The sequence below is a fragment of the Mucilaginibacter sp. P4_A11 genome (assembly GCF_056402535.1).
The window spans coordinates 432444-457031 of record NZ_JBFUHE010000001.1 but is presented as its reverse complement, the minus strand read 5'-3'; the positions used below and the strand labels follow the sequence as shown (position 1 = coordinate 457031).

Here is a 24588-nt window from a genome sequence, read left to right as displayed (position 1 = left end):
AAGCGCTTTTTTTATATCATTTCCCTGTTACAGGTTTGTTACTTTATGATTGTGAAAACGCATTTTAAAGCGATCAGGATACCAATGATCAAAATAATATTTGATATAGAGGTAAACATAAAGCCAGTGTTGGCATCGCCGGCAAAACGCAGGAACACGCCTACTATACCGATAACAATAGCTACAGTTAATAATTTGTAATGACCTTCTGCGTTAGCATTTTCCATTGATTCCATGGTACCGATTTTTAATGTTTGCGCAAAAATAGAAATGTTTACCGAAAAAGCGACAAAGTTTTTATGATTTTATGCCGCTGGCAAACCATGCCGGGTGTTTACGCTTATAATAACGGTACAACATCCATAAAACTACAGACAGTACTATAAACACCCAGATGTTGGCTAAACCTAACATTACCTCGATAAACAGTGCCCAGCCGTTGTTCATGGCTATGGCCAACCGCTTAAAGAAAGGCAATTGATAAGCTGAAGGGTCGTCATTGGCTATTGTTTCCTGTACAATGGTGTTACTTTGATAAAAGCTCAGGCTTATGGTGCTATATTTAACTTCGGCATCGGTACGCATGTTTCCAATTTGCTGGTCAACCATATCATCTTTCAACAGCAACACGTTAACCGGATTTTTGATGATCACCTTGCCTTGCTTTTGCTGAGCAACCAGCTCCTGCCGGTTTTTGAGTTTTAATTTTTCGGAGAGATAGTCCAGCGTGCGGTCTTCAATATCCATTTTACGCATGGTGACGTACATACCCATATGCGCTACTTCGGTCATGTAATCCTCCAGCTTGTCTGAAGGGACACGTACGGTCATATCAGCAGTGGTACTGAAAGCCGAAACCCGCTTCACCGAATCATTGCTGATGCGGATATCCTCGCTCCTTTCAATATTGGCCTGCATCTGGTGGTGCATTACCATTCCGTTGATCTTCGCGGTGAGGGCGGCAATTGCATCGCCGGTTTGCTGAACATTTTTTACTTTAAAGCGAATGTCGGCGGTTTTTACCAACTTGGTGGATGCTGTTACTACCGAGGTGGTATCAGCAGCAGATGCCTTGTCTTCTCTCAGTGGTTCGTACTTTGAGCTACGCCCACATGCGTCCAGCAGCAACACGCCCGCCAGCAACGCCAGGAATAATTTTGTTTTCATAACTGTTTAATTTTCTTTGGTATACATTGATACCAAAGAGTGGCAGGAGGTAACCCAGCACGTTGATTTTTGTTATGATTACGTTGATTTCGCTGATTGGTCTGAACCGGGATTTTTTGGATTAGGCTGATTTTTGGATTTTGTTTTGATATCGGTCGAAGTTTGAGTAACAAGACTTAGCTATTACCTACCAATGCCTTTTGCTCCTTTGATTTAATATGAGCAAAATCCTCTTTCTTAGTGAAATACTCCAGGCCTAAAATTAGTAATGTCGACGTAACGAAGTTTATCTTTTGAGTTATTGGTAATAAGTTCCAATCACTTATGCCCCATAGGTATACGCTGTAATAAAAAATCAAAAGGCTAACTACACAAAAGACTTTAAATAGATGAAGCCTTGTTTTTAGGATAAAAACTGTGATGATAAATAAACACGTCCAAAACAAACTGGTAGATGTGATCAACATCAAGTCGTGCCAGGGTGTTACAGTTAAAAACGTAAACAGGATATTAGCTATACCTAAATATTTTATAATGTAAGCGGCATTTTTGTCGGGCAATTTCTTCGACATGTTAATGAAAAACAAGGCATAACTCAATGGGAATAGAAGCATTCCGGCATATGCCCAGATTTTCGAGGTATTTTCGGCACCGTTTAAAGCCCTTGTTGCAAACAGGTTGCTGATGAAATTTCTTTGCCAGTCAAAGCCCGTAGAATATTCATTATACATTGATCCACCCGGATAAACCGAAATTGCGACCATCATGAAAACTGAGGAAATTACTATTCCTATTAAAACTGAATATCTCTTAATCATCTGGCTGGGCGGTTTATAACTGCCAATGAGATTAAATCATTGATATATTGTTACAATATGCTTTTTTACCTGATGAAGTTGCGCTCGCCCGGGCTTAAATACACTACCAAAGTCCCTTCTTCAGGATATATTTTTCTCTTAACAGTTGCGTTATGAGAAAGGATACAATACCCACTGCAAATATCCATTGATGGTATTTAATCATCCCGCAAATAAAAGGGCTACTAATGATCAGCCATTCTATCATTAGCCTAATCTTAAGGTTTTTCTTATGGGAGACTATAAGGATTATATCCAACACAACTAACGATACGATTAAGAAAGCCCAAAACATCATTCCATAGCCGATAACTAAAAATAACGCAGCAGCTATTGCCTGAAAAATATTGTAAGATAAATTGGCCTGAGTTAAATTCAACCCAACGGAAAAGACAAATACACCAGTAAACACGCCGAGAAGAGTCATCCAATTGGTTAGTATAATTTTCATACGTTATTGTTAGCCCTCGACCTATAAAAGATTAATATACTACCAACAAGCATTATTCCCCCACTTAGCAACCATAGCCAATATCCCAATTTATAACTAACTATTTTGGAGTAATTCCCGGCCTCATCTGAGATTATCTGTTTAAAAAATAAAAATGAAAGCATTAAAACTACGGGTATCACACTGGTAATAACCGCCTTAAACGGTTTCTTCCTGAAAGAAAACCATGAAATGAATAAGAGAGGATTTGCCAGCCAGCTAAAACCCGCGCCTCCAAAACAAAGTCCCAATGGCCCCACAATCAATGCCATGGCCGAATTGCCACAAGAAGCTGTTGTGCAATAGCATTCTTGCGTCAGCGATATTGCAAATACCAAAATACTTAAATTTAATATTACCTTTTTAAATTTGATCTCGTTCATTATTTAAGTCGATTCTGACTCGTTCACTGGTATTCATGGAAAATGTATTTGCGGCCCATTGATACGAATATAGATTTAGGTAACTGGTTTCGCAAGCAGAATGCTTGCTTCATTTTAGGACGAAGTTACGCTACGCTAAACTTCGACCAGTATCTGGTTTTGAATTAAATTAGAGACAGAATTGCTATACTCCATTTTTTCCCTTCCTTTGAATATAAACTAAATGTATATGCGTCGTCCCATTTACAGTTAGCATAATATATGAAGTCTCCAAAATAAGGCTCAATTTCAACAAGAGTTTCCTCCTTTAAAATACTTCCATCTTTTCTTGAAATCACCCCGGTTGCAGTAAACTTATCAAGGTCCCAATAACACTTAACGTATCCTATAAACCCCCTCGTTGGTGATTTATAGTTCTTATCTCTTACCTTGAACCGATATTCCAGATTGCTTTCAATACAATTTTTATATGCATTTGAAAAGAGTTCGACGTTCCAATTATTACATTCCCCTAAATCCATCATTGTGGCGTGTAAAAGTTCAAGCAAGCGTCTCTTTTTCTCGTAATCTTCCAAAGACAAAAAGCCTTGTATATCAAAATATTTACCAACTACAAGCACATCTACTGCTAAACCAACCAAATTGCCGTCGTTATCTAACGCCCTGATATCATCATCAATCTCAATAACAATCTTCTGATACCTCCCCGTATCATATCCTTTTAAATAAGACCAATATTGCTCCTGAACGCACCAGGTCTGCTTGTTCATCTCCTTTAACGGACCTTTGGTAGAAATTACAATTTCCTTTAATTTCATATCACTATAAGACAAGTCAAAATTCAACTCTAAAATATCAAAAACAAAAAGGCTCTCCTCCCGGAAAGCCTTTTCTATATAAAAGTATTTTAAACTTAGTTGCCGCCTGAAAGGGCTGCTGCACCGCTCACGATCTCGGTAAGCTCGGTAGTGATGGCTGCCTGGCGGGCCTGGTTGTATGATAGCTTCAATGATTTCAAAAGCTCACCGGCATTTTCAGTTGCTTTGTCCATCGCCGTCATACGGGCACCGTGTTCAGATGCATTTGAATCCAATACAGCACGGTACAGTTGGATCTTGATATTCTTAGGGATCAATTGCTCAACAATTTCCTGTTGTGATGGCTCAAGGATGTAATCAACATTAGCTGTCTTTACTTCTTCCTTCTTTTCAGGTTTTGGCACAGGCAATAATTGCTCGGCAACAAGGTATTGTACAGCCGCGTTACGGAAATGGTTATAAACAAGCTCCACACGGTCGTAATCACCGTTAACAAAGCCCTTCATAATACTTTCTGTAATTTTTGAAGTATTTTCAAAGTTAAGAGCAAGGTACAGGTCGTTATTATTACCTATTACGTTGTACTTACGCCTTTGATAAAACTCCTGGCTTTTTTTACCGATAGCAACTATCGAAACATTACCGGCAGCAAGCTGCTTTGAATATTTCTCGGCAATCAGGTTGTTAGCTGTTTTAATAACGTTAGCGTTAAAAGCACCGGCCAAACCACGGTTTGATGATACCACAACTACCAGTACACGTACCGGCTCACGTTCCTGAAGATAAGGAGAAGTATTATCCTCCAAACTTGCAGATAAGTTAGCCAGCAGGTCCTTTAGCTTATTGGCATAAGGGCGCAGCTGAATAATAGCGTTAGTAGCACGTTTCAACTTAGCAGCCGAAACCATTTTCATGGCCTTGGTGATCTGCTGGGTTGATGATACAGACTTGATCCTGTTTCTTACTTCTTTTAAATTAGCCATTCTTTACGATGTGCAAATTTTAGATGTGCAGATGTGCAAAAATTGCCCACCGCACGATTATTTAATTAAAATCAATTTGAGAGATATGCTAATCTGCACATTTGCAAATCAGCATATCAAAAAGATTAATACCTTCCTACAAGTTCTTTAGCTACTGTTTCCAGCACGCCGGTAAGCTGGTCATCAAATTTACCTGCTTTAAGGGCAGCTAAAACCTCAGGATGACGGGCCTCTAACTGGTCGGTAAATTCTTTTTCAAATTCCCTTACCTTGCTCACAGGCACGTTACGCATCAGGTTTTTAGTACCTAAGTAAATGATAGCAACTTGTTTTTCAACAGATACCGGTGAGTATTGACCTTGTTTAAGGATCTCTACGTTACGGATACCTTTGTCCAGTACGTTTTTAGTTGAAGCGTCAAGATCCGAACCGAATTTTGAGAAAGCCTCAAGCTCACGGAACTGCGCCTGGTCAAGTTTCAAGGTACCGGCAACTTTCTTCATTGATTTGATCTGCGCGTTACCACCTACACGTGATACCGAAATACCTACGTTAATAGCCGGACGAACACCTGCGTTAAACAAGTTTGATTCAAGGAAGATCTGACCATCAGTAATTGAAATTACGTTGGTTGGGATGTATGCAGATACGTCACCAGCCTGTGTTTCAATGATTGGAAGAGCCGTCAATGAACCACCACCTTTAACGATACCTCTGATTGATTCAGGCAGGTCATTCATTTGCTGCGCGATAGAATCATTTGCGTTGATCTTAGCGGCACGCTCTAATAAACGGCTGTGCAGGTAAAATACGTCACCAGGATAAGCCTCACGGCCCGGTGGACGACGTAATAATAACGATACCTCACGGTAAGCAACCGCCTGTTTTGACAAGTCATCATAGATGATCAAAGCAGGGCGACCAGTATCACGGAAGTACTCGCCGATAGCAGCGCCGGCAAACGGAGCAAAGAACTGCATGGTAGCAGAGTCAGATGCGTTTGCAGCAACGATGATTGAGTAAGGCATAGCGCCGTTCTCTTCAAGCGTACGAACGATGTTAGCAACAGTTGATGCTTTTTGTCCGCAGGCTACATATATACAGATAACAGGCTTGCCTGCATCATAAAATTCTTTTTGGTTGATGATGGTATCGATACAAACCGCAGTTTTACCTGTTTGACGGTCACCGATAACCAACTCACGCTGGCCACGGCCGATAGGGATCATCGCGTCGATAGCTTTGATACCGGTTTGTAATGGCTCGGTTACCGGCTGACGGTAGATTACGCCAGGAGCTTTACGCTCAAGCGGCATCTCGTAAGTTTGACCGGTGATTGGGCCTTTACCATCGATAGGTGCACCCAAAGTATCAACAACGCGGCCAAGCATACCTTCGCCTACATTGATTGATGCAATCCTGTTGGTACGTTTAACGGTATCACCTTCTTTAATATCGTCAGACCTGCCTAACAATACCACACCCACGTTATCTTCTTCAAGGTTAAGTACGATGCCTTGCAATCCAGTGCCAAATTCAACCAACTCGCCCGACTGTACTTTAGTTAATCCATAAACGCGTGCGATACCGTCACCCACCTGGAGTACAGTACCCACTTCTTCTAATTCAGATTCTGACTTGAAGCCGGCCAACTGCTGACGCAAAATTGCTGATACTTCGTCTGGTCTTACCTCTACCATTGTTTAAAATTTATTTAGAGTTTTACTTTTAATACTTATTAATTATGCTTGAACAGCAAATTCCTTTTTCAATTTCTTCAGGCTTGCAGCAATGCTGGTATCAACCTGCCTATCACCAACGGTTAAAACAAAACCGCCTATCAGCGCCGGATCAACCTTAGCATCTAATACAACGGTACCGCCAATGCTCTGCTGTAACTCTGCAATCAGGATTGCTTTATTAGCTGCAGAAAGTTCCGTAGCCGATGTAACATTGGCTTTGGTGATGTGGTTTTTAACGTTGTACTGGTTAATGTACTCGCCGGCAGTAAAGTATAATACCTCGCCGCGGCCTTTGTTAACCATTAGCTTAAAGAAAGCGAGTGTAGTTTTGTTAACCTTATTTAAAAATATCTCGTCAAGGATTTTAACCTTTTTTGAGTGAGATATAATAGGATTAGCCAATACTGCTACCAGTTCGGGGCTGCCCTTCAGGGTTTTTAAGAAAAGGTCCATATCGGCTTTGATCTCCGGAACAATTCCTTGTTCCTGTGCAAGATCAATGATCGATTTGGCGTACCTGGTTGCTACCGTTATTTCTGACATGTTTTTTTATTTCGGATTTCGAATTTTCGATTTCGGAATTTTTATTTTGAATTTCGGCTTTTAAACTGGTCAGCGAATACCCGGACTAAATCCGAGATCCTACATTCCAAATCCGAAATCTTATAACTTCACTTCTTTTAACAACTGGCTTACCAGTTCGTCCTGCTGCTGCTGATCTTCAAATTGCTTGCGAAGGATCTTCTCAGCAATCTCTAATGATAAGGTAGCAACCTGATTTTTAACATCAGCTAAAGCGATAGCTTTTTGATTGTTAATTTCAACACGGGCAAGCTCAATCATACGTGCGCCTTCTTTGTGTGCTATTTCTTTAGCATCTAATACTATTTGCTCTTTTGCTTTACGGGCTTCAGATAATATCAGGTCGCGCTCGGCACGGGCTTGTTTAATCAATGATTCGTTTTCATTGGTTAAACGGCTCATTTCTTCTTTAGCAGCTTCCGCTTTTAATAAAGCATCTTCAATTGAACGTTCACGCTCGCCAATGGCGGCCATGATGGGTTTCCAGGCAAACTTAGCTAATATAAAAAACAGAAAAGCGAAAGCTACTGTAGTCCAAACAACTAAACCTAATTCCGGGGTAACTAATGGATTCATTTTATATTGATCTCTTTTTCTACTTTAATAAAACATTTTAATAAGAACCGCCCCGGGGCCAACCGCTCCGGCGACGATTCTTAATTTTTTTGAGCTGACTAACGTAAGCCCAGGAATGATACTACCACACCGAACAGAGCAGCACCTTCAATAAGAGCTGCAGCGATGATCATGGCAGTTTGGATTTTTGAAGCAGCTTCTGGCTGACGTGATATACCTTCCATGGCTTTACCACCAACCTGACCGATACCGATACCAGCACCGATTACCGCTAAACCTGCACCTAATGCTGCAATACTTCCAATCATGATTTTAAATTTAAAATGTTAATATATATTATAGTTATTTACTAATTAATGATGGTGCTCCTCGATGGCAGTACCAATAAACAAGGCGGTAAGCAAGGTAAAGATGAATGCCTGCAACATGGCTACCAACAATTCAAGCACATCCATAAACACCACGAAGGCTACAGATACAGGCGCGATAGCCACAGACTTAAACACGAATATCAGCGATATTAAGCTAAGCACAATAATGTGACCGGCAGTAATGTTCGCAAACAAACGAATCATTAACGCGAATGGTTTTGAAAAGATACCCAATATCTCAACAACCCACCATAATGGCCACAACCAAACCGGCACAGAACTTGGCACAAAAATATGCGCCCAGTAATGCTTGTTACCGTTAAGGTTAACTACCAGCAAGGTAATCACCGAAAGCACGAATGTTACAGCGATATTACCGGTAAGGTTTGAGCCACCCGGAAAAAACGGCACCAAACCGATCAGGTTATTGATCAGGATAAAAAAGAACACGGTTAATAACAACGGCATAAATCGCGCATATTTATAACCGATATTAGGCAACGCGATCTCGTCACGCACAAATAAAATAACCGGTTCCAGGAACGATTGCAAGCCCTTTGGTGCTTTACCAACACGTTTTTTGTAACTTGAAGCTACACTCAGAAAAACAAGAAGCAATATCGCCATCGATAATAACATCGAAACTACGTTTTTAGTGATCGACAGATCGAAAACTTTAGCTGTAGTATCTTCTGTTTTATCTTCGCCGGTTACTGCCTTTATTTTATCATGCACAAGGGCGTATTTGTGGTATTTACCTTCGTGAATTTTTTCACCTTCTTCAAACACCGACGACATGAAAACTTCAAGTCCTTTATCAGTGTAAAGTATTACCGGAAGCGGCATCGCAAGTTTTCCACCGATGTGGAAATAATGCGAATCCGAAATATGCTCCATAATGGTTTCAGTCGGATCAAATTTGGCTTCTTCCTTTGTTTCGGTGGCAGACTCAGCGGGGGTTTTTTCTTGTAAAGCAGACGCCTTTACAGATATAAACAGCGAAAAAACGCTTAAAACGATACCTAAGGTGATTTTTTTTGAGTTCAAAACAGGCCTAAAATCCATTAGCAGAGAGTTTTTTACTTTAATTTTTGGTTGCGCAAGGTACACAACAAACCGTAAATTTCAAAGGCTATGTTTAAGAAATAAACGTAAAAAAAATTGGCCAGAAAAATCCCGTTGTTAGGCTTCACCTTCATCAGAAAAAACAAAGCGAAAAACATTGCCGCTAAAATCTTGACGGTAGTAGCCGCAAGGAAGGTTTGAGTGTACAACGAATAGTTGATCTTACCCACAAAATTCACCAGAAAAACGGTGATAAATGTAAGCATCGATATAAAAAAAAAGATGAGCCAGAAGCGCGGCACAAGCCAGTTGGCATGGCCGGTATAATTAAGCAAAACCGGGGGGATTGCCGTGATAAATACAAACAGGATAAAAGAAAAGATAACTCGCAGCAATTTTTTAGTTTTTTACAGATCGTATAACAAGGAATAATGCAATAAACACACCGGCAAGTGAAAGTGCGGCAGTAACCCACTTCACTTTATGTCCGGCACTTTCGTCAATTTTATAACCTGCGAAAGCACAAATACCGATAACCACGATCATCTGGAACGCGATACCGGTAAACTTAGCGTAGTCGCTAACTTGCTTACCTGCATCCTCCTCGTTATTTTGTTCATTTTTGGGCATGCGCAAATTTATTAAACCTATTGCATAATCTTTAGTATTTTAGCAAGGCTTTTTAACTATCGTATTGCATTGAGGCGATTATTACTACCCTATAAATCAAACATCGGCATTTTTTTATTGTCTGCTCTTATACTGGTAGCGGCCGGTTGCTCGCTTGAAAAGCAAAGTGGCTTTAACCGCACCATGCAAAACCTAACTGCACATTACAATATATTATTTAATGCCAATGAAATTTTAAGGCTTAAGCAGGAAAGCTATGCAACCTCATTTCCTGATGCTTATAGTGAATTGTTAAATGTATATCCCGATACTACTGCACAAACCGGCACACCTGATAAGGATTTAGAAGAAGCCATTATAAAAGCCAACAAGATCATCAGCATTAAAGAGCAAAGCCATTATCTGGGTGATGCCTACCTGGTGCTGGGCAAATCCCGCTACCTGCAAGCCAATTATTTTGATGCTGTTGAATACTTTAATTATGTAACCCGCTCATTTGGCAAACAGGCCAACCTTAAACAGGAAGCTTTGGTATGGAAAACCCGCGGACTCATGTACCTTAACCAATTGCCTTTGGCCAAACTGGTAATTGATTCGGCCGTAAAGGATATCAACCCTAAAAAAAATATTACTGCCGATGTTTACGCTACTAAGCTGCAATACGACATCATCACCCAAAATTACGCCGAAGCCGAAGAGATGGCTAAACTGGCTATTAAATACAGCTATATCAGTAACCTTAAACTCCGCTGGACTTTCATCCTGGGCCAGTTACAGGAGCTTAACCTAAAACCGGACGACGCCTACGAAAGCTATACCCGCATAGTTAAAAGCAACGCCAGCTTTGAAATGGCTTTTAATGCCAACCTTAACCGGATCCGCATCCACGACAATCAAAATGGCGTTAAGGCAAATAAGATCGATCTGCTGCGTGCCTTGCTTAAAAACAGCGACAATACTGATTTTTTCGACCAGGTATATTACCAGATTGCTGAGCAGCAATTTAAAGCAGGAGAAATCGACAACGCCCTGAAAAGCTATAAAAAATCGGTAAGGGTAAGCACTAAAAATCAAAACCAAAAAGGGCTTTCCTACCTGCGCATTGCCGATATCAACTTTAAAAACAAGGCCGATTATGCAAGCGCGAAGCTTTACTATGATAGCACCCTCAATAACCTGTCGTTAAATTACCCGGGATACCAGATCATCCGCAAAAAGGCCGATAACCTGCAGATCCTCACCCGCCTGCTCGAAACCATATCGCGCGAGGATACCCTGCAAATGCTTGCGGCCCTCGATGAGAAAACCCGCGACGCCCGTATAGACGAAATGGTAGCCCGCAAAACACGCCTGCAGCAACAAGCCGCTTTGGCAGCCAGCGCCGGAGCAGCCAGTGCCAATAACGGCGTTATGTCAAACGGCTTCGACAGAAACAACAACTCATCTTCTTCCAACAAAAACAGCGGCAATACTTTTTACTTCTACAATAGCAGCGCTGTAAGCCAGGGGTATAATGACTTTAAGCGTTTATGGGGAAATCGCAAGCTTGAAGATAACTGGCGACGCAGCAGGCGGTCAAATACTGGCATACCAACAGCTAATACTGGCATCGGCTCGCAGGTTAATGACCCTGATGCACCCGTTGGCAGTGTTGCCTATAATAGTACCAATGTATCAGCAGGCACTTACAGGCAGGATATCGTTAAAAACCTGCCCCTTACACCTGCCTTGCTTCAGCAATCAAATTTCAGGATCTATAACGCCTATTTTGAAATGGCAAATTTTTATCGCGATGTACTCGGGGATAAAAAGGAAGCCATAGCCACTTATGAAACTTTACTTGCCCGTTTCCCTCAAAGTAGTGATAAGCCTTCTATCTATTACAACCTGTACAGGCTTTACGCTGATATCGACGCGACAAAATCAAATGACTATAAAAACAGGCTTCTGAAAGAATATCCCGAAAGTGTATTTGCAAAAGTTATTCTCGATCCTGATTATGCGCGTAAGCTGGCCGACGTAGATGCCGAGTTTAATGGGTTTTATAACCAGGTGTACGACCTGTATGCTCAAAGGCAATACACACAGGTGATTGACAAGGCAAACGATCTGCTCAATAAATATCCCAGCAACCGGTATGCTGCCCAGCTTTATTACCTGAAGGCCATCGCCGCAGGGCATATGGAAAAGCTCGCTCCTTTCCAGGCCGACTTACAGCTCATCGCCTCAAAATATCCACAGGATAAGCTTATCGCCCCGCTGGTTAACCAGCACCTGGCCTATATCGATTCGAACAAAGCCGAGATAGCGGCCCGCCCGGTGGTATTGTTTAATGATGATCCTAACGAAATCCCATTCACGCCGCCGGTAGCTTACCAAAAACAAACAGAATACCGGCCGCCATACACCCCAACTGCTCAAAACGTAACCCCGCAGCAACGCCTGCCCGAACGTGATACGCGCGAAATAGCCGGGGCAAAAACATCAGCACCTCAAATTCAGCAGGCGGTAACTCAACAGCCCAAGCAGCTTGCCACCATACAAATTCCTTTGCCGCAGCATAAAATGCCCGATACATCACGGGATATTTCAGCGCAGCCTGTACCAAAACAAATAGATACGGTGGCCGCTGTGCGTCCGGCAGTGATCAGCAACGCGCCGGCTGTAAATTATATATTCAGTAAACGCGACAGCAGTAATTATTACTTTGTGATAAATGTAGCCAGCGGTACAACTAATCTGGCCTCAACACGTTTTGGTGTAGGGCAGTTTAACCGTACGCGATATACCCGCAGCGAAGTTATTCACCATGTAAAAAGCATTGGTGATAATAACCAGTTGATATATGTTGGCCGTTTTAACAGCCTTGCCGATGCTAAAGATTATGCACGCACCATTATACCCCTGCTTCCTGATATTATGAAGGTGCCAAGGGATAAATACAGCTTTTTTATCATTACCAAAGAAAATCTGGATAAATTAGCAACCCAAAGTATATTGGATAGTTATTTTGACTACTACCAGAAATTTTATTAAAAAATGAGAACCACTAACACAAGGTTTAACTCGAAGAATCAACTCCAGCCCGCAGATATAAGACGATACAACTGGTACATATGGCGTATCGTGATAGCCCTTTTTGCCTTCGTGGTTATCATGATAACACTCACCATTTTTGATGTGTTCGGTCAGCTGCCATCTTTCCGCGATCTGGAAAACCCTAAGAGCAACCAGGCTACAGAGATCATCTCGTCTGATAAGCAGGTATTGGGCACTTATTATATTCAAAACCGCTCAAACGTTACTTACCGTGAGCTATCGCCAAACGTGATCAATGCTTTGGTCGCTACGGAAGATAAACGCTTTTATGATCACTCGGGCATTGACTTTGGCCGAAGCTTTACCATATTCGCCCATTTGCTCATCGGACAAAAACAGGGCGGCAGTACCATAACACAGCAGCTGGCACTTAACCTTTTTTCTGAAAGATCGGCCAATCCGTTTAAACGTATAATCCAAAAGTTACAGGAATGGGTTACCGCCGTTAAGCTTGAACGCCATTATACCAAAGAAGAGATCCTGACCATGTACCTGAACACGGTTGATTTTGGTGCTTATAATACGTATGGCATCAAGTCGGCAGCACGTACTTATTTTAATACTACACCTGATAAATTAACACCCGATCAGGCTGCGTTGTTAATAGGTATGGTTAACGGTCCCGGTATTTATTCGCCCATTCGCCACCCGGACAATGCACTCAAAAGACGCAACCTGGTACTTAATCGTATGGGCGAGCAAAAATATCTGAGCGATGGCCAGGTGGAAGAGTTTAAACAGAAACCACTTGGTTTAGATTTTCACCAGAACAACCATTTTGACGGTTTGGCCCCTTACTTCCGTTCAGTACTAAAAAAGGAGCTTCAAAAGATCTTTAAGGAACAGAACATCAACCGCCCTGATGGTTCGCCTTACGATCTTGACCGCGACGGCTTAAAAATATATACTACTATTGATGCTACTATGCAGCAGTATGCTGAGGATGCACAACGGGAGTACATGAAAGATCTGCAAGCTCAATTTAATGATCACTGGCGCGGACGTAACCTGTACAAAAGCATTCATAACTTTAAATTTTTGCTTGACCAGGGGATGCAAAAGTCGGACAGGTACAAGCAACTGAAACAACAGGAAAAATCTGATGAGGAGATTGAAGAAAACTTCAAGACCAAAACAATGCTTAACCTGTTTACCTGGCATGGGAATATCGATACAATGATGCGCCCAATGGACTCCATCATTTACTGTAAAATGCTTTTACGTAACGCGCTCATGAGTATGGATCCAACAACCGGTTATGTAAAGGCCTGGGTTGGTGGTACCAACTTTGAACACTTTAAGTATGATCAGGTAAAGAACGGTACACGCCAGGTAGGTTCAACAGCCAAACCGTTTACTTATGCTGTGGCTATTGATAATGGCTACTCGCCTTGCATGAAGATCAATAATGTACCCGATACCATCCGTGGTTACGGTGCGCCATGGTGTCCCCGCTCATCACCATCTGAAACTTTGCCGGGCTTTATTACTTTAAGGCAGGCATTGGCACATTCACAAAACTGGGTTACTGCCCACGTTATGGGCGAAGTAAAGCCTGAGCCTGTTGTAGATCTGATCAAGAAGATGGGCATCACCAGCGCCGTTCCGCCTTATCCATCAATTTGCCTTGGTACATTTGATGCTTCCGTTTTTGAGATGACAGCCGCATACTCTGCTTTTGCCAACCATGGCTTGTGGACAGAGCCTACTTATATTTTACGCATCGAAGATAAAAACGGGAACGTGCTGTACACCCACACCCCACGCGTAGTACAGGCCATGAACCCGCAAACGGCCTATGTAATGACCTATATGCTTAAAGGCGTTATTGAAGATGGCACCGGCTCAAGGTTAACTTACAAATACGGTTTACGCAATCCTATCGGCGGTAAAACCGGTACAACCCAAAACAACTCTGACGGCTGGTTTATTGGTATAACTCCACAACTGGTTACCGGCTTATGGACAGGCTGCGAGGACCGCGATATTGCTTTCCAAAGCACCCGCCTTGGCGAAGGAGCCAACAGTGCCCTGCCGATATTTGCCATGTACATGAAAAAGGTATACGCTAACCAGGCATTAGGCATTAAAAAGAATGTTGACTTTGATGCCCCTGCAAATGGTGTAAGTATCATACTGGATTGTGGAGCCTACAACCAGCAACAACAGGGAACTACTGAAGTGGATAAGAAATTGGGATTTTAATTATTTTTGTTTAATCAGGAGGATATCTCCAACCGTCATTGCGAATCTAAAATATGTCATTGCGAGCGAAGCGTGGCAACCGCACAGAAGCATAGCTGCTCTGTATAGTATGCGATTGCTTCGTCGTTCCTCCTCGCAATGACATATTTCAAATTCGCAATGGCGTTTTCATTAAAACCTGTGATCCAGTGAGTGAGAAATTTGACTATAAAAGTGCTTTAAAAAACATCCCTCACAAACCCGGGGTTTATCAATACTGGGATAGTGAGCAGGAACTGATATATATTGGCAAGGCCAAGGATTTGCGTAACCGTGTCGGGTCGTACTTTAATCAGGATATCCACATCAATGCCAAAACACGGGTACTTGTATCCAAGATCCGTGCTATAACTTTTACTATTGTTGATACCGAGGTTGATGCCTGGCTGCTGGAAAACAGCATGATCAAGAAGCATCAGCCGCGCTACAACGTAATGCTTAAGGATGATAAAACCTACCCGTGGATCATCATTAAGAACGAAAATTACCCGCGCATTTTCTGGACACGCCGTATCGTAAAAGATGGCTCCAAATACCTTGGCCCCTATGCATCCGTGAGCATGATGCACAACATTTTGGGCCTTATCAAAGAAACTTATCCCCTGCGTACCTGCAACCTGCAGCTCACCCGCGAAAATATTGATAAGGGTAAATTTAAGGTTTGTTTGGAATACCAGCTGGGTAACTGCAAAGGCCCCTGCCAAAACTACCAGACCGAAACTGACTACGATAACAGTATTGAAGAGATCAAAGATATCCTGAATGGCAAAATAGGTGCTGTGCTTCGTAGATTAAAAAGCGAGATGGAAGCCGCTGTCATGGAAATGAACTTTGAGCATGCCCACCGCCTTAAACGCAAGTTTGAATTGTTGGAAAATTATCAGAGCAAGTCAACCGTTGTTAACTCGTCTATTACCGATGTGGATGTGTTCAGTATTGCATCGGAAGAGAAAATTGCTTTCGTCAATTTTCTTAAAGTAATGAACGGCACCATTATCCAAACGCAAACCATCGAGCTTAAAAAACGACTGGATGAAAGCGACGAAGAATTGCTTACACTGGCCATATCCGAGTTCAGGAGCCGTTACAGCAGCGACAGCAAGGAAATCATCGTGCCCTTTGATATTGACCTTGAGGATCATCCAAACATCAAATTCACGGTACCCAAACTCGGCGAGAAACGCAAGCTGCTTGATCTTTCGCAAAAGAATGTGCAATTCTTTAAAAAGGAAAAGATAGATCAATACGAAAAGCTAAACCCCGAGATCCGTACCGAGCGCCTGCTTACGCAGATGATGAAAGACCTGCGTATGAACCAGCTCCCGCGCCATATTGAATGTTTCGATAACTCTAACTTCCAGGGCAAATACCCGGTATCTGCCATTGTGGTATTTAAAGATGGTAAACCTTCGAAAAAAGATTATCGCCACTTCAACGTTAAAACTGTTGAGGGTCCCAACGACTTTGCCACGATGGAGGAAGCTGTACACCGCCGTTACCGACGTTTGTTGGACGAAGGAACAGAATTACCACAACTGATCGTGATTGACGGAGGCAAGGGCCAGTTATCATCGGCCATGCATAGCCTTAAGTTATTGGGTATTGATAAAAAGGTAACCGTAATAGGCATTGCCAAACGCCTGGAGGAACTTTATTACCCTAATGACCAGTATCCGATGTACCTCGACAAAAAATCGGAAACCCTTAAAGTAATCCAGCACCTGCGCGATGAAGCCCACCGTTTTGGCATCACCTTTCACCGCAAAAAACGCGACCAGGGCACACTGGTAACGGAACTTGAACTAATAGATGGTATAGGTAAAACCACAGCCGAAAAGCTCCTTAAATACTTCAAATCGGTAAAAAAAATACGTGAAGCTAATGAGGAAACGCTGCTTGAAGTAGTAAACCTAAAACAGGCCAAAGCGATGCTGGCATATTTTAACGCAAGTGCGGTTTAAGTGGTTAAAAACAATTGATTCTCCTGTCTCTCGAAACGACAGGATCCTCTCATAACCTTGTCCTTAACTTACATTATTTAAAACGTCATTTTTATTCAGCCATTTAACCGGGTCAAAGTCAAATCTATATCCCCATTTATTTGTATAAATATCGCCTATCGATTTTTTACTCCTATAACGTTTTAGCCGAACCCCACACTTTATATTTTTATAATGCTCATTTGCGTAAAAAAATATTTTGTTTTTGAAATCTAAGTTGTCAAATTCCAGAGCTAATTCTGGCGTACAAAGATTAAGGTCGGAAAATTTAAAATACAGATTGCTATAATTAATTCTGGCTTTTCTTCTGTTCCAATTATCTCTCGCTTCCTTTTCATTTTTATAATGAAGAAAATGAATCTCCACATCGTCAATAAGCCCTATAGGATATGCCACGGAGCCAATATTGTATTTGGATTTTTTAATGAAGGTTATCTCTTTGCTCATATAAACCTGAAAATTTTGGATTAGCTTAATGTAGCATGGCGAGTAAAAGAAAAGCCCTACAGTTGGAGTTAAATATTTCAAATTTAACTCTTCGTAAATACCACCGCCCCAACAGTCATTCGAAAAAATAGTAAAATCAGTGTTATGATTCTGTCTTTTTTTAAGCGACCTATAAACTGGTTCAATAACTCTATTTTCTAATACTTTAATTAATTTAAATATCATAGTTAAATATCAATCGTCAGTTATTATTTTATCTATAATCCCTCTTCAAAAACTTAAAGACCAATTAATTTTAAGGTTTATAGGTATCATTAACCCTGAAAAGATGATCTGGTTGATAAGAAAAAATCAATTTTAAATAAGACATGCCTGAAAAGCAAAAATAAGATATTTACGTCACTCGCTTTTAAGAAGTTAAAAGTAATTGATTACCCTGTTTTCAAAATGATATCCAATTAAAAAAACGATAGACATAAAAGCGCTCTTGCTGTCCACTAACAAGTTGTATAAGAGCAGTGTCAAATATGTTTAAGTTTGCGGATATTTTTCAATTCATCATAATATCCGGGAACAATGAATCTCCTGATATACTGCTGCGCACTTACATTATTTTAACGCAGGGGCGGAAGCAAAATTGAATTAATCCTCTTTTCCACAATTTATACTGAAACACAAAGGCCCGGTTCAATGAACCAGGCCTTCTTTATATGGTGGAGAGTAATTTTCTTACTGGGCTATATAGAATGATTTTTGATCGCCATCCTGGTAAACGTGGATTGATTTTTTAACTACCTGGTTGTTTGTAGTGATTTCCATAGTGTATTCACCATCTTCCAAACCGGTTAACACATAACCTTTGCTTACGTCAGTTTTGCTCGGTACAAGGTCTTTCAACAAAAGCTCGTTGTTTTTATTGTAAACTTTTACAATTGATTTTCCGCTTTCTGATTTAACAAAGTCAACTTTAATACCGCGGTCGTGGTCAAGGGCTTTAAAGCTTACAACTTCTTTGGCTTTAGGGGTAACATCTATTTTACCTTCGTCGGCTTTGGCTACTGTAGTAGCAAATACACCTGCAGTTAATAATACAAATAAGGCTGATAATTTTATTGAGGTTTTCATGATCGTAAGGTTTTAATGTCTTAAATATGTTGTGTTGTTGTTTTCAATGATCAAATGAACAACATATATTTTGATCGCTAAAAAGTGTTATACCAGCTGTTGATATAAATAGACAAAGCCCCGAAAGCTCTCTGCAAACCCTAAAAATGCACTATTTACCCACATTTTAGGCGTTGGTCGAAATTTAGGGGGAGTTGGTAGAATGGTTTAAGCAATTGGTCAGGCGGAAGATGAAATTCGCATATAAAATACTCAGCAGCGTTGCGCCGAACTTGCTTCGGCACTCCACGGGACAAGTAGCCGATTTGCTTAGCATGGTTGCTTAGTACGTGGAGTGTTGAAACAAGTTCAACATGACATAGTTAAAATAGAATCATGCTGAGTAGGTAAAATCCAGGGACTTTGAAGGGGAAAAATGACTTTGTCCTTCTGTCATGCTGAGGTACGAAGCATCTTCTTCGCCCTGTACAGCGGCTATGCTCATTGAAGAAGATCCTTCGTACCTACCCATGACATAATAAATAAAAAATGTTCCCGTCAGCAGGTAAGCTTCGGGCGAAAGCGGGCAGAACAATGGAGGCCTTAAGCGCGGGAAAGGGTATAGCAAGTTTTTGCAGAAGTTCGGCTGAGTGGGTGCGAAGCAGGGCAAAATAATTGCAGCCCGTGGTTCTGTCCGATTTGCAGGGCAAAGGCCTGTGCGCAAAGAAGCCTATCTGCTGACTTGATTTTTTGGGTACTTTTGTATCAAGACAAAAGTACCTGGCCCAGCGCGGCCAAGAGCGCGACGAAATAAATCCATAGAACAAAGACCGTTACCTCCCTGTTGGGAATTGCTTCGTACCTTATAATGACACGATCGTAAGTTGTTGATTATTAAGTATGTTTTTTGATCAATTTTATAACATGGGCGTTGCCTGCGGCCCGGGCTTTCCGTTACAAGTCCTCGCCTTTCCTGCCCGCACTCCCTATACACGCTGTGGGCTTTACACTGCAATCCCTAACGCGGCCCCCGCACAACATCGCTAAAATATATGTTGCACGTCATCACGATTTTTTTCAGGATTTCCCTGATGGTTACTCGCAATGACGTGGTGAAGATGGCATTTCACCTTCAGAGCCCGCCGGACTTTAAACTCAACATAACTGATTGCTCTTAGGAATCATGATAAACCTTAACAGGCATATAAAACAAAACAGGCGATGAAAATTCATCGCCTGTTTTATAAAATCTCGTTTAATCTTAATCTATTAGTACTGCCAAAGGTTAAGTTCCCAATCAAGAAGGGATTTTTTGATCCTTTCCGATTCGTAAAGCTTATCGATACCCTGAGCATAGTCTTTTATACGTTCATCTTTGTCGTTACTTTCTTTTACGATATAACTGGTAAAGATGCGTTTGATAAATACATCATCGAAGCTTAGGCCGGTGGCATCGCTGCTACGGCTAACAACCTCTTTGGTTGCAAGTATAGGGCGCGCTTCAGGGAAATATACCCAAAAAGCAGGCTGATAATCCACATCAAGTGTACCGGTTCCTTTTGGCTTAATCAATGGGGCAATACCTATAATGCGTGGCTCAAATACCGAACGTTGTTTATCAAAAATCCAATCTTCTTTAATGCGGAACTTAAGTACGCTATCAGGGTTAAATTCGCCTGCAACAAGGCTTGATGATATAACGTTATTGTCCTTGTCGCGTTTTTCAACCACGCTGCTGTCAGATGCTAAACGACCGCGGGCCTGAGCACCTGTTAAAGGTGTAGTGAAACCGTCGCCTCCCGGATCATCTTTTTTGCCCGGTGTTGGGTCATAAGCTGTAAGCTCACCCCTGCTAATGGCATCAAGCAGCACGTCGATTAAACGGCCTTTCGGCGAAGCCAGGTATTGGTTCATCTTCTCGCGAACATCAATTTCACGCCAAACACGTTTTGCAAACGCCACATCATTTTCACGCAAATTAGGATAGGGAGTTACCTTAGCATTGATGATGTTGCTTCTTTTGTAGTACCCATCAAGCGGCCTGTCAAAAGGCTTTGCAGCAATTTTACGTGCTGTATCAAGCGGCTGCTGGCTGGTAACGTTATCCGGTTGAACCTGTACAGGTTTCTGTGCTGTTTGTTTTGTTCTTGCTGTGGTTGTTTTTTTTGCCGGCGGCCTTTTAGTACGCTTTTTCTGTGCATAAGCACTTACACAAGCAAGACACAGGATAACAACTAAAATTCTCTTTTTCATACGCCTTTAATTTGCGGATAATACAATCGGGTCAAGTGACCGCGGTGAATGGTCAGGGCCTACCGCGATGATATCCTTGAATATAACCGTAGTTCCTGGGGTAACTGTATTTAAAGCACTGTGCATAGCGCCGGTTAACTCACCGCCCGAACCTGATAAGATAATAGCATCCTGGCGTGGTTTTACAACCAGCATAGTAAAGTGCGTTACATTAAATTTAGCATCAAAGTCAAAGTTATCTAACTGGGCAAAAAGCCTGTCTTGTGCTTTGATATTGGCCGAGCTGGTGTTACCACCGCTTTTACCTGCAAACTGTGGTTTAGGGTCGGGGATCCGTTTGATACGGAACTCTGTTGAACCCAGTACCATACCTTTTTCGCCGGTAACAGTAAGCGTCGCTTTACCAATGCTGCTTACCGTAGCAGTGTAATGACCGCCTGATCCGCTTAATGAGCCACTGCTCATCCTTAGGTTGATGCTTCCGGTTGGAACACCCGGCGCCGATACTGAGATCGGGTTAGGTACACCAATATAAAGTACGTTCATTTTATCAGGAGAAACTACTGCTGATGGCCTTGCAACCATATAAGACGCCGTAATAGGATACGTTTTCGGTGGACCCTCAACCTGTTTAACACTTAATTGACCAGTCCAGGTATGTAAACCCTCGCCACTTGCGGTAGTTGTATAGGTACCCACACCATTAGATGTTGGAATCGACGACCCACCTACAGTAATTGATGGATTTGAATTTTGGTCATACGCAGTTAAAAATATTTCAGCTTTATATTGCTGACCAGCTATTACATAGCTGCTTGGTGCAACCGCAACAGCCTTAAATTGATTTAAGGTAACCTGCGCCTGGTCAATTTTGCCTAATATTTTTTTGACAACCTCATTCTCAGCATTCTTATTGTCGGTTTGTATTTTTGCAAGGGTCGTAATTGCTGCACCCAACGGAATACCATCGCCAAAATAAGCCTGTTGCCAGGTTTTTGAAGGAATTCCCGGACGCTTTGGAGGGTTAATTGCGTTCAAGGAAAAATTCACCCCAACGCTATCTTTAGGCCCTAAAATTGACATTAATTTAGCCCGGGTTGATTCTATCTTCTCTTTTAAAACATCCGCTTTTTTATTGTTGATCATTACCTCCGGAGATATATCCAGATTATCTCTGGCTTCAATATCATCTATCTCGGGGTTAATGCCGCCGCCTTTTTTAATTAATTCTGCTTTTAGTTCTTCAACGTAGGCATTCAACTCATCGGCAGTTTTGCTGGCTTCTCTTGCTCTTTTAAGTAATTCTTGTGCTTTTTCGGGCTGTTCTTTTAATTTGGTAGCCTCAAAAGCACTGTAAGTAGTTTGTAAACTGGTAGTGACATTTGTTCTGGATGCATCCAGGCTTCGCGTTATATTTTTGAAAGCGTCAAGTAAACTATCCGGCACATTAAGGGCTATGAGGCCCAATAATACCAGGTATAGTATACCTATCATTCGCTGTCTTGGGGTTTCCTTACCTCCGGCCATCTATTATAAATCTTTTCTGGTAATCAATCAATTAATTATAATTAAACGCGCGGCTGGTTCATGGCAGTAAGCATGTTACCATAAATGGCGTTTAATGATGACAGGTTTTTAGCCAAACGACCTACCTCTTCCTTAAACTGTTTTGAATCATCCATTGATTCATTAAAGTTGTTCATGGTGAGTGCAAGGTTCTGGTAAAATTTATTCATTGATTTTAAGTGCGCGCTTGAATCCTGTAATTCAAGTTCGTAAACTGCGTTCAGTGCAGAAAGGTTTTTAGCCAATTGGTTAACCTGGTCATGGTAAGCCTTTGAATCAATATTTGAATTAGCCATTTCGGTTAAGTTAGCCGATGCCTTTTCAAACGAATTGCTCAACTTATCATAACTTGCTGTTGCATCTTTAACTTTAGCAGTAAAAGCTATAGTAGCTTCGCCAGCGTCTGTAACGCGTGATATAGCGGCTACTTTATCGCCAAATGTGCGTAAACCATCACCCAGGCTGCGAACCAGATCAGGGCCAATTTTAGCATCTTCCATCATTTTATCCAAAGCAGCAGTTGTTGACGGCCCTGCATTACTGCCACCGCCTCTTACAGTTATTTTGGGAAGTTCGCCCTGAAAATCCTCACTTAATTCAGGATATACGCGTACCCAGTCAATTTCCTTTTCATCCCTCTGTAAACCCAATAAAAAGAATAGTACCGCTTCTGTACCCAAGCCCAATGTAATAAACTCAGAGGCAAATTTCCAGTGTTGTATTTTAAACAACAAACCGATAATTACTACGGTTGCACCCAATGATATTACGTTCCCAATTCCGAATGGTTTTTTCTTTCCAGCCATAATAATTCAGAAATAACTTTTTTTTATTTTTTGATTTGATTGTTACTTGCCTTAACTAATATAAATTAGCGTTTGTCTGTAATATCGCGGCCCAGATAGTGGGTCACGCAACGGAAACCGATGTATGATTTTGCGGTATCCTGGTATTCATAAGAACGGGTAGAATTTTGAAGAAAATATCCTATATCTTTCCATGAACCGCCGCGCACAACTTTACGTTTCAGCACTTCGGGATCGGTTGATTTGGCTTCGTAATTAAAGGTTGGCGCAAGATCATGCACAAATGTTGATGCCGATTCGTCAAAAGCAGATAATGTCCACTCGGCCACGTTGCCTGCCATATTATACAAACCGTAATCGTTAGGAAAATATGAACGAACAGCCACAGTATAAGGGCCGCCATCATCAGTATAATTACCGCGACCAGGCTTAAAGTTTGCCAGCAGACAGCCTTTAGCATTTTTTATGTACGGGCCACCCCATGGATAATCGGTGCCGATCCTTCCGCCGCGGGCAGCGTATTCAAACTCCGCTTCAGTTGGCAGGTTGTAAGGTGCACGGTGCGGTAAGTGGCGCTTATCTTTATAAGCATCATTATAACGGGTACGCCATACGGTGTAAGCCCTCGCCTGCCTCCAGGTAACACCAACTACAGGGTAGTTACGAAAAGCGGGGTGTGAAAAATAACCTTCAACCATTGGTTCATTGGCTGCATATGAAAAATCACTCAGCCAAACCAGAGTGTCAGGATACACCGCAACTGTATCGCGCAAAATGAAGTCAGAACGACGTTTGGTTTTATCGTTATGATGATCGGCGGCATCGCGCAGGGTAAACAACGCGTAGTTATATTTAAGCAAGCGCACATCAACCTCGTTACGGTCAAACACACGGTCATCGCCCTGATAGTACATACCTTGTAATTTCTGAGTGTTGTTTGCCTGGCCTTTTTTGTCGCTCCAGATAGGGTTTTTCTTTACAAAATCCCAGTTGATAAATCTTTTACCACCAGCATTGTTGTTACCCGCACCGCCTTTTGGCTGAATAAAGTATTTGTTATCATTTATATAGCTGGTAATAGCTATCGAATCGCGCACCCAGTTCACAAACATCTTATACTGGCTATTTGTGGTTTCGGTTTGATCCATAAAAAACGGCGAAATCGTAACCTGTTTAGTTTGCGCTATCTGGGCAAATGTTACGTCCTGATCGGTTTGCCCCATAAGGAAACTGCCACCCGGAATATAAACCATGCCATAAGGGACTTCGGCCCTGAACGATCTTGCAGGTACACCTACAACCTCACCCCTGTCACCGCCTCCGCGGCCACAACCACTTAATACACCACCTGCTAAAACAACTATTAAAAAGTATATCTGCTTCATTTTACAATTCAAAATCAGTT

General features: G+C 41.7%; 23 protein-coding genes. 3 read left to right on the top strand and 20 right to left on the bottom strand.

Annotation, left to right across the window (positions count from 1 at the left end):
• Positions 1 to 38 precede the first annotated feature (38 nt).
• From AC1DUD_RS02070 to AC1DUD_RS02010, 13 genes are all read right to left on the bottom strand, one after another.
• Entirely contained in the window at positions 39 to 236 is a 198-nt protein-coding gene (locus tag AC1DUD_RS02070; RefSeq protein ID WP_330859575.1) for a hypothetical protein, read from the bottom strand.
• A gap of 61 nt (positions 237 to 297) precedes the next feature.
• Positions 298 to 1167 (bottom strand): DUF4349 domain-containing protein, encoded by an 870-nt coding sequence (locus AC1DUD_RS02065; protein WP_477370934.1) that lies wholly within the window; start codon positions 1165 to 1167, stop codon positions 298 to 300.
• A gap of 176 nt (positions 1168 to 1343) precedes the next feature.
• Positions 1344 to 1934: a hypothetical protein gene (locus AC1DUD_RS02060; RefSeq protein WP_477370931.1), complete on the bottom strand. Its 591-nt coding sequence runs from the start codon at positions 1932 to 1934 to the stop codon at positions 1344 to 1346.
• Positions 1935 to 2088: 154 nt separating this feature from the next.
• Positions 2089 to 2475 (bottom strand): hypothetical protein, encoded by a 387-nt coding sequence (locus AC1DUD_RS02055; RefSeq protein ID WP_477370928.1) that lies wholly within the window; start codon positions 2473 to 2475, stop codon positions 2089 to 2091.
• 586 nt (positions 2476 to 3061) lie between these two features.
• Positions 3062 to 3715 (bottom strand): hypothetical protein, encoded by a 654-nt coding sequence (locus AC1DUD_RS02050; RefSeq protein ID WP_477370924.1) that lies wholly within the window; start codon positions 3713 to 3715, stop codon positions 3062 to 3064.
• A 95-nt stretch (positions 3716 to 3810) separates the two neighbouring features.
• Positions 3811 to 4698 (bottom strand): ATP synthase F1 subunit gamma, encoded by an 888-nt coding sequence (gene atpG, locus AC1DUD_RS02045; RefSeq protein WP_477370921.1) that lies wholly within the window; start codon positions 4696 to 4698, stop codon positions 3811 to 3813.
• 125 nt (positions 4699 to 4823) lie between these two features.
• Positions 4824 to 6398, bottom strand: a complete 1575-nt coding sequence (gene atpA / locus AC1DUD_RS02040) for a F0F1 ATP synthase subunit alpha (protein WP_477370918.1) — start codon at positions 6396 to 6398, stop codon at positions 4824 to 4826.
• A 42-nt stretch (positions 6399 to 6440) separates the two neighbouring features.
• Positions 6441 to 6983, bottom strand: a complete 543-nt coding sequence (gene atpH, locus AC1DUD_RS02035) for an ATP synthase F1 subunit delta (protein WP_477370915.1) — start codon at positions 6981 to 6983, stop codon at positions 6441 to 6443.
• 120 nt (positions 6984 to 7103) lie between these two features.
• A complete protein-coding gene (gene atpF, locus AC1DUD_RS02030) occupies positions 7104 to 7598 on the bottom strand; it encodes a F0F1 ATP synthase subunit B (RefSeq protein ID WP_477370912.1) in 495 nt (164 codons plus the stop codon).
• Between the two features lie 98 nt (positions 7599 to 7696).
• Positions 7697 to 7906 (bottom strand): ATP synthase F0 subunit C, encoded by a 210-nt coding sequence (gene atpE, locus AC1DUD_RS02025; RefSeq protein WP_091171878.1) that lies wholly within the window; start codon positions 7904 to 7906, stop codon positions 7697 to 7699.
• A 45-nt stretch (positions 7907 to 7951) separates the two neighbouring features.
• Positions 7952 to 9034, bottom strand: coding sequence for a F0F1 ATP synthase subunit A (atpB, locus tag AC1DUD_RS02020; protein WP_477370907.1), 1083 nt, complete (start codon positions 9032 to 9034; stop codon positions 7952 to 7954).
• Between the two features lie 14 nt (positions 9035 to 9048).
• The gene (locus AC1DUD_RS02015; protein ID WP_477370904.1) at positions 9049 to 9429 is read right to left on the bottom strand and encodes a hypothetical protein; all 381 of its coding nucleotides are present in this window, start codon (positions 9427 to 9429) and stop codon (positions 9049 to 9051) included.
• Between the two features lie 4 nt (positions 9430 to 9433).
• A complete protein-coding gene (locus AC1DUD_RS02010; RefSeq protein ID WP_477370901.1) occupies positions 9434 to 9664 on the bottom strand; it encodes an AtpZ/AtpI family protein in 231 nt (76 codons plus the stop codon).
• Between the two features lie 117 nt (positions 9665 to 9781).
• Between AC1DUD_RS02010 and porW the strand changes: the two genes are divergently transcribed.
• The 3 genes from porW (at position 9782) to uvrC (ending at position 16968) form a co-directional block, all read left to right on the top strand.
• Positions 9782 to 12700 (top strand): type IX secretion system periplasmic lipoprotein PorW/SprE, encoded by a 2919-nt coding sequence (porW, locus tag AC1DUD_RS02005; RefSeq protein WP_477370897.1) that lies wholly within the window; start codon positions 9782 to 9784, stop codon positions 12698 to 12700.
• A gap of 3 nt (positions 12701 to 12703) precedes the next feature.
• Positions 12704 to 14968, top strand: a complete 2265-nt coding sequence (locus AC1DUD_RS02000; protein WP_477370894.1) for a transglycosylase domain-containing protein — start codon at positions 12704 to 12706, stop codon at positions 14966 to 14968.
• A 188-nt stretch (positions 14969 to 15156) separates the two neighbouring features.
• Complete coding sequence (gene uvrC, locus AC1DUD_RS01995) at positions 15157 to 16968, top strand: excinuclease ABC subunit UvrC (protein WP_477370891.1); 1812 nt, start codon at positions 15157 to 15159, stop codon at positions 16966 to 16968.
• Between the two features lie 63 nt (positions 16969 to 17031).
• Here the strand turns inward: uvrC and AC1DUD_RS01990 are convergent, their stop codons facing one another.
• From AC1DUD_RS01990 to porK, 7 genes are all read right to left on the bottom strand, one after another.
• Positions 17032 to 17679, bottom strand: coding sequence for a DUF1919 domain-containing protein (locus tag AC1DUD_RS01990; RefSeq protein ID WP_477370887.1), 648 nt, complete (start codon positions 17677 to 17679; stop codon positions 17032 to 17034).
• Positions 17680 to 18183: 504 nt separating this feature from the next.
• Positions 18184 to 18579: a hypothetical protein gene (locus AC1DUD_RS01985; RefSeq protein WP_477370884.1), complete on the bottom strand. Its 396-nt coding sequence runs from the start codon at positions 18577 to 18579 to the stop codon at positions 18184 to 18186.
• Between the two features lie 373 nt (positions 18580 to 18952).
• Positions 18953 to 19090, bottom strand: coding sequence for a hypothetical protein (locus tag AC1DUD_RS01980; RefSeq protein WP_477370881.1), 138 nt, complete (start codon positions 19088 to 19090; stop codon positions 18953 to 18955).
• 737 nt (positions 19091 to 19827) lie between these two features.
• The gene (gene porN, locus AC1DUD_RS01975) at positions 19828 to 20811 is read right to left on the bottom strand and encodes a type IX secretion system ring subunit PorN/GldN (protein ID WP_477370877.1); all 984 of its coding nucleotides are present in this window, start codon (positions 20809 to 20811) and stop codon (positions 19828 to 19830) included.
• A gap of 6 nt (positions 20812 to 20817) precedes the next feature.
• Positions 20818 to 22338: a type IX secretion system motor protein PorM/GldM gene (porM, locus tag AC1DUD_RS01970; RefSeq protein WP_477370874.1), complete on the bottom strand. Its 1521-nt coding sequence runs from the start codon at positions 22336 to 22338 to the stop codon at positions 20818 to 20820.
• A gap of 41 nt (positions 22339 to 22379) precedes the next feature.
• Complete coding sequence (porL, locus tag AC1DUD_RS01965) at positions 22380 to 23183, bottom strand: type IX secretion system motor protein PorL/GldL (protein WP_477370871.1); 804 nt, start codon at positions 23181 to 23183, stop codon at positions 22380 to 22382.
• Between the two features lie 65 nt (positions 23184 to 23248).
• A complete protein-coding gene (gene porK, locus AC1DUD_RS01960; RefSeq protein ID WP_477370868.1) occupies positions 23249 to 24568 on the bottom strand; it encodes a T9SS ring complex lipoprotein PorK/GldK in 1320 nt (439 codons plus the stop codon).
• Positions 24569 to 24588 lie beyond the last annotated feature (20 nt).